Genomic DNA, 12,214 nt, shown 5'->3' with positions numbered 1-12,214 from the left:
CCTCGGGGGCATTATGTGCCGGTCCGTTTCGTTACGGGCCGGCATATCTTTTGCTCTCAACTTGGTTTTAATTCAGGACCTTATTAAAAATACGGCAGCAAAACTGTCTTATATTCGACTGTTTCCGCAAACAGCTCGCGTCACACTGTCGCAATCGAAAAAAAATAGGACAGTGATTATTCCATATTTTAATTTCATGACCTGGAAAAAACGCCTAATAACAGGTTGAAATAGAATAGAAAAACTAACGCATACCGTTGTATGCTTCGGTATACGTTAGTATTCACTCGTAATCACGCTGTCTTTCCAAGGATTTCGGCGATGGCGGCGCTTGTGAAACAATCTTGCGCAGTCTAAGCATTTGGCAAGACCTGTCTGTTTGGGCAGGTCACTTGTTACCTGACACCGCGTCAAAAGGGGGGATCAACTTGAAGATCGGTGCTCCAGAGGAGATTTATTCGGGGGAGTCGCGTGTTGCGATGACGCCGGATTCGGCGCTTCAGCTTCAAAAGCTGGGGCATGAATGTTTTGTGCAATCGGGAGCCGGCCTCAAGGCAGGCTTCATCGATGCGGCCTATGAGGCTGCTGGTGTGACCGTTATCGACGGTGCCGAGGCGCTGTTTGACGCCGTCGATTTCGTCGTCAAGGTGCGCCCGCCGGAGGAGGCCGAACTGAGCCGCCTGAAGGCTGGCCAGACGCTGATTTCATTCTTCTATCCCGCGCAATCGCCCGAGATGCTGGAGGCCGCCAAGGCCACAGGCGCGAATGTGATCGCGATGGATATGGTGCCGCGGATCTCGCGCGCGCAGAAGATGGATGCGCTGTCGTCGATGGCCAATATCGCGGGCTACCGTGCGGTGATCGAGGCGGGCAACAATTTCGGTCGCTTCTTCACCGGTCAGGTGACGGCGGCGGGCAAGGTCCCGCCGGCCAAGGTGCTGATCGTCGGCGCGGGTGTGGCAGGTCTAGCGGCCATCGGCGCCTCGACCTCGCTTGGTGCGATCACGATGGCCTTCGATGTGCGTCCCGAAGTGGCCGAGCAGATCGAGTCGATGGGCGCCTCCTTCGTCTATCTCGATTTCGAGGAAGCCCAGACGGATGGCGCGGCGACGGGCGGCTATGCGGCCCCGTCTTCCCCCGAATTCCGCGAAGCACAGCTGAAGAAATTCCGCGAGCTGGCGCCGGAAGTCGATATCGTCATCACCACCGCTCTCATCCCCGGCCGCGATGCGCCGGTGCTCTGGACCAAGGATATGGTCGAGATGATGAAGCGTGGCTCGGTGATTGTGGATCTGGCCGCCGAGCGTGGCGGCAACTGCGAGCTGACCGTCAAGGACGAGCGCATCGTGACCGAGAATGGCGTGACCATTCTGGGTTATACCGATCTGCCCTCGCGGATGGCGACGCAATCCTCGACGCTCTATTCGACCAATATCCGCCACATGCTGGCCGATCTCACGCCGGAAAAAGACGGTGTCATCAACCACAATATGGACGATGACGTGATCCGTGGCGCGACGGTCGTGCATCAGGGCGAGATCACCTTCCCGCCGCCGCCGCCCAAGATCAAGGCGATTGCCGCGCAAAAGCCGAAGGAGAAAGCCAAGGAGCTGACCCCCGAGGAATACAAGGCGCAGGAAAAGGCGGCCTTCCGCAAGCAGACGATCTCCCAGGTCACTCTGCTGGTGGCGGGCACTGTTCTGCTGCTTCTCGTTGGGGCTGTCGCACCGGCAAGCTTCATGGCGCATTTCGTGGTCTTCGTGCTGTCGTGCTTCGTGGGCTTCCAGGTGATCTGGAATGTCTCGCATAGCCTGCACACGCCGCTCATGGCGGTCACCAACGCGGTCTCGGGGATCATCATCCTCGGCGCGCTGTTGCAGATCGGGGCAGGTGGACAGGTCTCGGGCGGCTGGCTCGTGGTGATCCTCTCGGCGCTTTCGATCCTGATTGCCACGATCAACATCGTCGGCGGCTTCCTGGTTACGCGCCGGATGCTTGCCATGTTCCAGAAGTCGTAAGGGGGTGGGATCTATGGATATCGCTCTGATCTCGGCCGCCTATATCGCGGCGGCCATCCTGTTCATCCTCTGCCTGGGCGGCCTTTCGGGCCAGGAAAGCGCCAAGCGCGCCGTATGGTATGGCATCTCGGGCATGGCGCTCGCGGTGATCGCCACTGTCTTCGGCTCGGGGCTCGGCTTCGGCTGGCTCGTCGTGGTGCTCGTGATGCTGGTCATCGGCGGGGCCATCGGTGCGCAACTGGCGCGTAAGGTGGAAATGACCGCCATGCCGCAGCTGGTGGCAGCACTCCACAGCTTCGTGGGTCTGGCGGCCGTGTTCATCGGCCTCAATACCCATATCGTGCTGGCCTCGGTCATGCCGATCATTCTGGAACATGCGCAGACCGGCGTGATGCCTGCGGCCTATGACCAGCTCTCGGGTTTTGCCGCGATCGTCGCGCATAAGTCGATGGCCGAGGTGAATATCCTCAAGGTCGAGACCTTCCTTGGCGTGTTCATCGGCGCGGTCACCTTCACCGGCTCGATCATCGCTTTCGGCAAGCTCGCGGGCAAGATCAACGGCAAGGCACAGAAGCTGCCGGGCGGCCACTTCCTGAACGCGGGTGCGGCGATCCTGTCGCTGGCGCTCCTTCTGTGCTACATGGGTGGCGGCGGCGCATGGACGCTGATCGTGATGGCGCTTCTCGCGTTCTTCATCGGTTATCACCTCATCATGGGTATCGGCGGCGCCGATATGCCGGTGGTGGTGTCGATGCTCAACAGCTATTCGGGCTGGGCGGCTTCGGCCATCGGCTTCTCGCTTGGTAATGATCTGCTGATCGTCACCGGCGCGCTGGTGGGCTCCTCGGGTGCCATCCTGAGCTACATCATGTGCAAGGCGATGAACCGCTCCTTCGTGTCGGTCATCCTTGGCGGCTTCGGCACGACCACGGGGCCCGCGATGGAAGTCGAGGGCGAGCAGATCGCCATCGATGCGGGCGGTGTGGCCGATGCGCTGCATGATGCCGATAGCATCATCATCGTGCCGGGCTATGGTATGGCTGTGGCGCAGGCGCAGAACGCGGTCTCCGAACTCACGAACCTGCTGCGCTCGCGCGGTAAGAACGTGCGCTTCGCGATCCACCCCGTGGCAGGCCGTCTGCCGGGTCATATGAACGTGCTTCTGGCCGAGGCCAAAGTGCCCTATGACATCGTGCTGGAGATGGACGAGATCAATGACGACTTCCCCTCGACGGATGTGGTCATCGTCATCGGCTCGAATGACATCGTGAACCCGGCCGCCCAGGAAGACCCGAACTCCCCCATCGCGGGCATGCCGGTCCTCAAGGTCTGGGAAGCCAAGCAGGTATTCGTGTCCAAACGTGGTCAGGGCACCGGTTACTCGGGCATCGAGAACCCGCTCTTCTACAAGGACAACACCCGCATGTTCTACGGCGACGCCCGTAAATCAGTGGATGAACTCCTCCATCTGATGAAAGCATAAAGGGCCCGCCTGCCGTCGAACTGACACAGGCTGCCAACCGCAATAAAGCCAGGGCCCCGGGAGACATTCCGGGGCCTTGTGCTTTGGCCGATGCAGTTTTGCCAGTATGCGAAAGTATGCCTGCAAATATCTGATCATACAGGATAAATTTATTTACAGCTGGTCGCTGATGAGGCAGGATTTTCCGGTCGTAACGAGGAAATACCGCTATGCCGATGCCGCCGGAAGAAGATCACCCGCAGCGCTACCCGATGGTGGCCGAGCTTCATGCGCGCCCGTTCCCCAAGATCTCCGTGCCCTCGCATGTGGTCTATCTGGCGGTAAAGGAGCCGGTGGAGGCTGCCGCGCGCCCGCGCGAGGCCGATTTTGCCCATCTGTGTGATCTTCTGGGGCGTCATGGCGCGCCGCAGCCACCCTTGGGGGCCACCCATCATGCCGGCGGGATCGGGCGCTACCAGCTCTCATGGGAGAGCCACACCGAATTCGTGAGCTATCTGGCGCAATGCGATGGCGTGTCATCGCGGCCCTTCGATCCGGCGGAAACGGCGGTCTTTCCCGATGACTGGCTGCGGGCGGCACCCGGAAAGCGGTTGGTGGCGGTACATATCCGGATCGAGGATATGCCGGAGGATCCCGCCCAAGTGACGCGGCTCGTCGATGACTGGTTCGTGCCCGAAAATCTCGTCTGCACATGGGTGGTGGATGAGGACATCATTCTGGCGGGCGATTTCCGGATCGATCCGGCGGGGCAGATGCGCTTTGCGCTTTTCGTGCGCCCCGGCACAGGGCCCGGTCGGGTCGGGCGTGTGGTTCAGCGGATCTGCGATCTGGAAGCCTACCGCGCCATGTCGATGCTGGGCCTGTCGCGGGCGCGCGATCTGACGGGACGGCTCAACTCGCTCGATCCCGCGCTATCCGCGCTGATCGCCTCGATGCGCGATGCAGATACAGCCCCCGAGCTGGTTCTCAACGAGCTTCTGGATATCTCCTATGAACTGGAGACGCTGGCGATGCGGCTCTCGTTCCGGTTCGGGGCAACACGCGCCTATGCGGCGCTGGTGCGCGAGCGGGTGGAGATCCTGCGCGAGACCCGTTTCGAGGGGCGCCAGAAGCTGGGGGAGTTCATCCTGCGCCGCTATGATCCGGCGATCCGTACCGTTTTTGCGGCGGAAGGGCGGCTGAATGCCATGCTCGAACGGGCCAGCCGTGCGGCAGAACTGCTGCGCACGCGGGTCGATGTGGACCGCTCGGCGCAGAACCAGAAGGTGCTGGAGAATATGGACCGCCGCTCGGACCTGCAGTTGCGCCTGCAGCATACCGTCGAGGGGTTGTCGGTGGTGGCGATCAGTTATTACGCGGTCAGCCTGTGCGGGTATCTTGTCTATCCGCTGGCCAGAGAGCTGGGTGTCAGCAAGGAGATGATGATCGCGGGGCTGACACCTCTGGTCGTGCTGGCGGTCTGGCTGATGATCCGCCGCATCAAGAGGGGCATGGGCGCGCATTGACGCCCATGCCGTGATCTCAGGTGAAATCGGCGGTAGCAGGGTCTGGCCCGATCCGGCCATCCGCGCGGTCGAGCGTGGCGATCTTTGCCATATCCTCGGCATCGAGCGTGAAATCGAACACGTCGATATTTGCGGCGATCCGCTCCGGATTGGCCGATTTCGGAATCACGATCAGATCGTTCTGCACATGCCAGCGCAGCGCGATCTGCGCCGGTGATTTGCCATGTTTCTCGCCGATTTCGGCCAGCTCCGAGCGCGAGAGCACCTGCGACTGACCAAGCGGTGACCAGCATTCGGTCTTGATCCCGAGCCTGTCATGAAGGGCGCGCATCTCGCGCTGCTGGAAGGCGGGATGCAGCTCGATCTGATTGAGCACAGGCACCACACCTGTGGCATCGATCAGCCGCGTCAGGGTGTCGGGCGTGAAGTTCGACACACCGATCGAGCGCACACGGCCCTGCGTTTGCAGCTCGATCAGCGCCTTCCATGTGTCAATATAGGTGTCGCGCGCGGGCATCGCCCAATGGATCAGATAGAGATCGAGCACCTCGAGGCCGAGCTTTTTCATGCTTTCGTCAAAGGCGGTCAACGTGCGGTCATAACCCTGATGGTCGTTCCAGACCTTGGTGGTGATCCACAGGTCCTCGCGCGGAATGCCGCAGTCGCGGATACCGCGCCCGATACCGGCCTCGTTCTCGTAACGCGCGGCGGTGTCGATATGGCGGTATCCCGCATCGGTGGCGGCCTTGATCAGGGCGGGGGCGTCCTCTTCGGGCATCTGCCAGACCCCGAGACCCAACTGCGGGATCTTGTTGCCATCGTTGAGCTGAATGAGCGGTGCTGCCATTTTCAAACCTCCTAAGTCAAAAAACTTAGGGCATAAGCTAATGGCTTTGAGGGGGAGAACAAGCTGCCCTTAGGGAAGAAGGTCGAGGATGGCGCCCGCAGCCTCATCATAGGATTTTCCCAGATGGTGGCCGCCGTCAAAGGCCATCGGAAGAGCATGGCGGGTGGCGGGGCAGGCGCTATGTTTATCATCCTCGCCGAAAAGGCATAGGGTGGTCATGGCCTTAGGGAGCGCGTCCAGTGCCGCGACCACATCCTGCGATCCGGTCTTCTGGCCGAGCCAGCCGCCCATCACCACCTCGAAACCGGTATGGGTCTCGGGCGACAGGAGCGCGAGACCCAAGACGCGCTCGGCCATCGTCTCTGGCAGCAAGGGTGCATAAAACGGCGTCACATTGGCCCCAAGCGAGAACCCCGCAAGAATGACCCGATCGGTCCCGAAACGGGCGGCAAAACTCCGGTCGATCCGCGCTATGTCCTGCGCGATCTTGGCTGGTTTGCGCTCCTGCCAGAGATAGCGCATGGAAGAGATCCCGATCACCGGCAGGCCCGCCTTGGCCAGCCTGTCGGCGATTTCCTCGTCAAAATTGGCCCAGCCGCCATCTCCCGACAGGAAGATCACATAGGCCGGCGGTGGCGGCGCGTCGGCTTCGGGCAGATGCAGGGTGATGGGCAGATCATCAAGGCCCTCCGCGCCGGTATCGGTGTCAAAGGCATGATCGGTGCCGGCAAGCGCCAGATAGGCCTTCACCTGCGCGGCGCGCGTCGCCTCGGGGCTTCGGTCCTCGGGCGGATAGAAGCGCACGCCCCTGACGCCCGCCAGAGCGGACGTCTCTTCGGAGGCGACCTCATGCCAGCGCAGCACGGTCTTGCGGCCGGTTTCGGGAAGCGGCGTCCTGCACGGATCGGGCAGATCGCGCGCAAGCCCCGCGGTCACCAGCCCCTTGAACCGGTTGGGTGCCTGCGCGGCTGCGGCCCGCGCCACGGCGGTCCCTGCGCCGATCCCCATCAGAACAGGTGCCCTCGGGGCGGCGCCACGGCGCTTTCCGATCTCCTCCGAAATGGAAAGCAGGGACGGCACCGCCCCGCTGCATCCCCCGCCCAGATCCAGAAGCCAGTCGGCCTCGATCAGGATGACGAGGGTATTCATATCCGCAAGTGTCCGCGCCAAAGCGGTCAGCTCGGCGGCGTTCTGGTCGGCGGCCCCACCTGCAATCATCAAGGCTGTGGACCGGATATCGGTATTGGGCGCGAAGACGCCGGTCACAGCGTGCTCGGCCACCCCCTCCGCGCGGGCGGCACCAAGGCTGATCACAATCATCGATAGGAAAACGGTAAGGCTGCGCAAAAACATCAAGGCCATCTCCTGCAATGGCCAAAGACATAAGGCGAAATCTTTGCCCAAGGGTTAAGCTACGGGTTGTTTTCGCCTCTGGGGGCGGAGAAGGCTGGATCGGCGGGGCGAAAACGTCTAGGCATCGCGGGAAAGACCTCAGGAGGATGTCATGCAAAAGATCGATCTGCCCGAACGCGAAGGCTGGCGCGAGATGGCGCAGGAGGTGGGGTTCACCTTTGCCGATATGCATGGCGAGCCGTATTGGGACGAGACCTCGGCCTATGAATTCACGCTCCGCGAGATCGAGGACCGGATCGAGGACCCTTCGACCGAGCTGCATGCGATGTGCCGCGAGGCGGTGGACCGGATCGTAGATTCCGAGGAGCTGATCGGGGTGATGGGCCTGCCTGAGGCGCATTGGGATCTGGTGCGCAACAGCTGGCGCGACAACCAGCCCGAGCTCTATGGCCGCTTCGATCTGGCCTATGACGGCAAGGGGCCGGCGAAGATGCTGGAATATAATGCCGACACGCCGACCTCGCTTTACGAGAGCGCGGCCTTCCAGTGGCAATGGCTCGAGGAACAGATGCAGGCGGGCGTGCTGGAGGACGGTTGCGACCAGTTCAACGGCATCCATGAGGCGATTGTCGAGCGGTTCCGCCAGCTCTTCCAGCCCAATACGGATCTGCATTTCACCGCGATGGGCGGCAATCCCGAGGATTATGCCACCGTCGAGGCGCTGGGATGGGCGGCCCGTGAGGCGGGGCTTGGCGCGCATTATTTCGACCTCGAGAAAATCGGGCTCAGCGAGGAGAAGCAGTTCCTCGATGACGAGGACCGTGTGATCGGCACGCTCTTCAAGCTCTATCCGTGGGAGGATCTCCTGCGCGACGATTACGCGCAATATCTGGCAGGCGCGGGGGTGCAATATCTCGAGCCCGCATGGAAGGCGCTGTTGTCCAACAAAGCGATCCTGCCGATGCTGTGGTATTTCTTCGAGGGCCATCCGAACCTGCTTCCGGCCTATTTCGAAGAGGATGTGGCGGGCGCGCTGGCGGGCAATGGCCGCCCCGCACCCGAGATCGGCGAGAGCTTCGCGCGCGCCCATAACCAGCTCCTGAAAGGTTATGTGACCAAGCCGATCTTCTCGCGCGAGGGGGCGTCGGTCTCGATCATCGAAGGGGCTAAAGTCGAGAAGGCCACGCAGGACGGCTATGCCCAGCATCCGCGCATCGTGCAGGCCTATCAGCCGCTGCCGGAATTTGACGGGTTCCGTCCGATCATTGGCGCGTGGATCGTGGGCGAGACCTGTGTGGGGATCGGCATCCGCGAGGACCGTTCGCGCATCACCCAAGACCTGTCGCGGTTCAAGCCGCATTTCATCCGCGGCTGACCGCAGCCCCAGTTCGACGAAGGATCACAAAGATGACAAAACATTTCCGTCCCAAACGTTCGAGATATGTCACGCTGACCATCATGGGGGCCGCGGCCTTTGCACTGGCGGGGTGCAAGGATGACAGTCAGGTCGATGCGCAGGCCTTCCCCGATCTGGCCTCTTGCGAGCAGGCCGCGGGCGCGGGGGGCGAGTTCACCGCCGAGCAGTGCCGCACCGCCTTCGCGCAGGCGCAAGAACTGAATGTGGAATCCGCGCCACGCTATGACAGCCTGCAGGTCTGCGAGGAAGAGCATGGCGCGGGCAATTGCGGCTCCGAGGAACAGGCCACCGGTCAGCAGAGCAGCGGCGGTATGGGCTCGATCTTCATGCCGCTTCTGGCGGGCTATCTGATCGGCAATATGCTGGGCGGACGCGGCTCGGCGCAGCCTCTCTATCGCAACGGACAGGGCGGCTATACCAATGCCGACCGCTCGGCGACCTTCTCGACCAATAACGGCAAGGCCAAGCTCAATCAGGGCCTGTTCAAGAAACCGGCCTCGACCATCGGTAAGGCGCCGATGACCAAAGCCACCGCTGTCTCGCGCGGGGGCTTCGGGTCGAGCGCCACGACGCGCAGCTTCGGCGGCTGAGCCTTCGGCGGGTTCCCGCCAGCAGACTGAGAATCTTGTGATCGGGATGGCGGAACGCTTTTCGGCCATTCCGAGTTGTCTGTCCAAATGCGGCCAACAGCGCCGCCCGTGAATAGACGAGGAGATACGAAGATGCTCAATAAGACCAAAATGACCGTCGCTGCGATTGCCACACTGACCACCGCCGGCATCGCCACCACCGCATCGGCCTTTCCGGCCATGCTGGGCACCGACGGTTCGCTGCGCGCAGGCCCGGGGGCGGATTACTCGGTGAGCATGAGCGCGCCGCAGGCGGCCAATATCGAGGTCGATGGTTGCATCGCGACCGGCAGCTGGTGCCAGGTGACCTATGAAGGCCAGACCGGCTGGACCCCCGCATCGAACATCGCGATCAATCAGGGCAACAACGTCGTCTATCTTGCCGACCGCCCGAAAAATGTCGAAGTGACCACGATCACGGCGCCTGACCCAGATGCCGAGGATGGTCAGGCCGCAGGTGCGCTGGCAGGGGCAGGCGCCGGCGCCGCAGCGGGCGGTGCGATCGCGGCGGGCACGGCGATGGGCGGTCCGGCAGGTGCCATTGTGGGCGCAATCATCGGCGGGGCACTGATTGGCGATGCGGCCAAGCCCGAACCGGCCACCGTGACCTATGTCGAGAAAAACCCGGTAGAGCCGGTCTATCTGTCGGGTGAGGTGAAGACTGGCGCGAAGCTGCCCGAGAATGTCGTGCTCAAGCCCGTGCCCGATAGCCAGTATTCCTATGTCAATGTGAACAAGGAACCGGTCCTCGTGGACCCGCAAACCCGCGCCATCGTCTATGTCTTCAAGTAAGACATCCATGACGCGTGATTGAAAAAGCCGGCCTCAGGGCCGGCTTTTTGCATGGCGCGGGGCGCGATCAGCCGCGCTGGTCGTCCACCATCTGTTTCATGGCTTCCTCCGGCGCATAGCCGCGCAGCATCTCGTCGCCGATCACGAAGGAGGGTGTGCCCGACAGGCCCATCCGCTGGGCGAGCTTGTAATTGGCCTCGATCACCGCCTCGACCCCGGACGAGTTGGTGGCCTTCTGGATCGCCTCGCCATCGAGGTCGAGCTGCTTGGCCAGCGCGCTCAGGCTCTCGTCGGTGATATCGCCGCGCAGGCGCATCAGCGCGTCATGGACCTTCTCGTAGGCCGCATCGCCCGCCACCTGCTTGGTCGCGATCGCAAAGCGCGCGGCTTTTACCGAGGCATCGCCGAGGATCGGGAATTCCTTCACGATGAAGCGGATATTGCCATCCAATTTCAGCAGCGAATTGACCTCCGGATAGGCCTTCTTGCAATAGCCGCAGCGGTAATCCATGAACTCGACAATCGTCACATCGCCATCGGGATTGCCGCCGACCCATGAATTGGGATCGTTGAGCAGATCGTCCTCATTGGCCGCGATCATCTGCTGGTCGCCCTCGGCCACCTGCGCGTTCTGTTTCTTCTCCAGCTCGTTGATGGCCTCGACCAGCACTTCGGGATTGTCCATCAGATAGCTGCGCACCGCGCGCCCGAAATCATCGCGCTCGGCGTCGGTCATCGAGCCCAGATCCAGCGCTCCTGCGGGCTGGGCCATGAGCGCGGAAAGGGCGAAGGCGGGAATAAGTTTGCGGTTCATCGGGTCCTCTGTCGATCCTGTCTCCGGCACATGGGATGAGGTGCGGAGGGTTGGGCCCCACAGTGACGCATGCGGCGCTGCGGAGCAAGGGCCTGCCGCAGGTTCGGGGGCGGCGGCATTGACGCTGCGCGGCCCGTGGCCTATCGCGGCAGGGTCGAAGCCCGAAAATGGAGGTCTCCCATGCGTTTCTCAAGCCGCGGACAAGTTGATCCTTTCATCGTGATGGATGTGATGGAGGCCGCTCGCGCGGCCGAGGATGCGGGGCGCGATATCGTTCACATGGAAGTGGGCCAGCCCTCGACCCCCGCTCCCGAAGGGGCACGGCGCGCGCTCGCAGAAGCGCTCGACGATCAGGCGATGGGCTATACGGTGGCCTTGGGCATTCCGGCGCTGCGCCGCGGGATCGCGGAGCTTTACCAGCGCTGGTATGGTGTCGATCTTGACCCCGCGCGGGTGGTGGTGACCTCGGGCTCCTCGGGAGCTTTCGTGCTGGCGTTCTCGGCGCTGTTCGATGCGGGAGACCGTGTGGCGCTTGGCGAGCCCGGATATCCGAGCTACCGCCAGATCCTGCGCGCGATGTCGGTCGAACCGGTGGGGATGCCCGCATCTGCCGAGAACCGTTACCAGCCGGTGCCACAGGACATCCCCGAGGATGTGCAGGGGCTGATCGTCGCCTCGCCGGGCAATCCGTCGGGTACGATGCTGGGCAAACCCGAGCTGAAGGCGCTGATGGATCTGGCCCAAGCCCGAGATCTGGCCTTCATCTCCGACGAGATCTATCACGGGCTGCATTACGAGGATCGCGCGGTGACGGCGCTGGAGGTCTCCGATCAGGCCTATGTGGTCAATTCCTTCTCGAAATATTTCTCGATGACGGGGTGGCGGGTCGGCTGGCTCGTAGTGCCCGAGGACCATGTGCGCACGGTCGAGCGCTTAGCGCAGAACATGTTCATCTGTCCGCCCCATGCCAGCCAGATCGCGGCGCTTGCGGCACTGGACTGTATCGACGAGCTGGAAGCCAACCGCGCGGCCTATGCCGAGAACCGCCGCCTTATGCTGGAGGTGCTGCCGCAGATCGGGTTCGACCGGATCGCGCCGCCCGACGGGGCCTTCTATATCTATGCCGATGTCGCGCATCTGACCGATAACAGTCTGGCCTTTGCCGAGGAGATCCTGCGCGAGGCGGGGGTGGCGGTCACGCCGGGGCTCGATTTCGATCCCCATCGCGGGGCGAGCACGCTGCGCTTCTCCTATGCCCAGTCCACACCACGGATCCGCGAGGGGCTGGAGCGGCTCAGGGCTTTCATGGCGGCGCGGTTGGCTGGCTGACTTGCGATGCGGTTTCGGCTAGCGTTG

Annotated in this window: 10 protein-coding genes; 7 read left to right on the top strand and 3 right to left on the bottom strand. The window is 62.4% G+C overall.

What is annotated here, in order from left to right:
- The first annotated feature begins 428 nt into the window (after nucleotides 1-428).
- The 3 genes from VSX56_RS01265 (at nucleotide 429) to VSX56_RS01255 (ending at nucleotide 5,006) form a co-directional block, all read left to right on the top strand.
- Nucleotides 429-2,018 carry a Re/Si-specific NAD(P)(+) transhydrogenase subunit alpha gene (locus VSX56_RS01265; protein ID WP_339112324.1) on the top strand — a complete coding sequence of 530 codons (1,590 nt, stop codon included), beginning with the start codon at nucleotides 429-431 and terminating at the stop codon, nucleotides 2,016-2,018.
- A 13-nt stretch (nucleotides 2,019-2,031) separates the two neighbouring features.
- Nucleotides 2,032-3,501: an NAD(P)(+) transhydrogenase (Re/Si-specific) subunit beta gene (locus VSX56_RS01260; protein ID WP_350934267.1), complete on the top strand. Its 1,470-nt coding sequence runs from the start codon at nucleotides 2,032-2,034 to the stop codon at nucleotides 3,499-3,501.
- Nucleotides 3,502-3,716: 215 nt separating this feature from the next.
- Complete coding sequence (locus VSX56_RS01255) at nucleotides 3,717-5,006, top strand: DUF3422 family protein (RefSeq protein WP_350934640.1); 1,290 nt, start codon at nucleotides 3,717-3,719, stop codon at nucleotides 5,004-5,006.
- 16 nt (nucleotides 5,007-5,022) lie between these two features.
- Here VSX56_RS01255 and VSX56_RS01250 read toward each other — a convergent pair whose 3' ends face one another.
- Nucleotides 5,023-5,853, bottom strand: coding sequence for an aldo/keto reductase (locus VSX56_RS01250; RefSeq protein WP_350934265.1), 831 nt, complete (start codon nucleotides 5,851-5,853; stop codon nucleotides 5,023-5,025).
- A gap of 69 nt (nucleotides 5,854-5,922) precedes the next feature.
- Complete coding sequence (locus VSX56_RS01245; RefSeq protein ID WP_350934262.1) at nucleotides 5,923-7,206, bottom strand: AcvB/VirJ family lysyl-phosphatidylglycerol hydrolase; 1,284 nt, start codon at nucleotides 7,204-7,206, stop codon at nucleotides 5,923-5,925.
- A gap of 151 nt (nucleotides 7,207-7,357) precedes the next feature.
- On the opposite strand from VSX56_RS01245, the gene VSX56_RS01240 reads away from it, so the two are divergent.
- From VSX56_RS01240 to VSX56_RS01230, 3 genes are all read left to right on the top strand, one after another.
- Complete coding sequence (locus VSX56_RS01240; RefSeq protein ID WP_350934260.1) at nucleotides 7,358-8,581, top strand: glutathionylspermidine synthase family protein; 1,224 nt, start codon at nucleotides 7,358-7,360, stop codon at nucleotides 8,579-8,581.
- A 32-nt stretch (nucleotides 8,582-8,613) separates the two neighbouring features.
- Nucleotides 8,614-9,213, top strand: a complete 600-nt coding sequence (locus VSX56_RS01235) for a DUF1190 domain-containing protein (RefSeq protein WP_339112329.1) — start codon at nucleotides 8,614-8,616, stop codon at nucleotides 9,211-9,213.
- Between the two features lie 132 nt (nucleotides 9,214-9,345).
- Entirely contained in the window at nucleotides 9,346-10,044 is a 699-nt protein-coding gene (locus VSX56_RS01230) for a DUF1236 domain-containing protein (protein ID WP_339112330.1), read from the top strand.
- Between the two features lie 67 nt (nucleotides 10,045-10,111).
- On the opposite strand, the gene VSX56_RS01225 is transcribed toward VSX56_RS01230, so the two are convergent.
- Nucleotides 10,112-10,858, bottom strand: coding sequence for a DsbA family protein (locus tag VSX56_RS01225; protein WP_350934258.1), 747 nt, complete (start codon nucleotides 10,856-10,858; stop codon nucleotides 10,112-10,114).
- A gap of 180 nt (nucleotides 10,859-11,038) precedes the next feature.
- Here VSX56_RS01225 and VSX56_RS01220 point away from each other — a divergent pair, with 180 nt between their 5' ends.
- On the top strand, nucleotides 11,039-12,187 hold the full coding sequence (locus VSX56_RS01220; RefSeq protein WP_350934256.1) for a pyridoxal phosphate-dependent aminotransferase: 1,149 nt from the start codon (nucleotides 11,039-11,041) through the stop codon (nucleotides 12,185-12,187).
- Nucleotides 12,188-12,214: the final 27 nt, after the last annotated feature.

Origin of the sequence: Thioclava kandeliae, assembly GCF_040297545.1 — a bacterium.
In the GTDB taxonomy this organism is placed as follows: domain Bacteria; phylum Pseudomonadota; class Alphaproteobacteria; order Rhodobacterales; family Rhodobacteraceae; genus Thioclava; species Thioclava kandeliae.
This window is presented reverse-complemented; position numbering and strand designations above follow the sequence as displayed.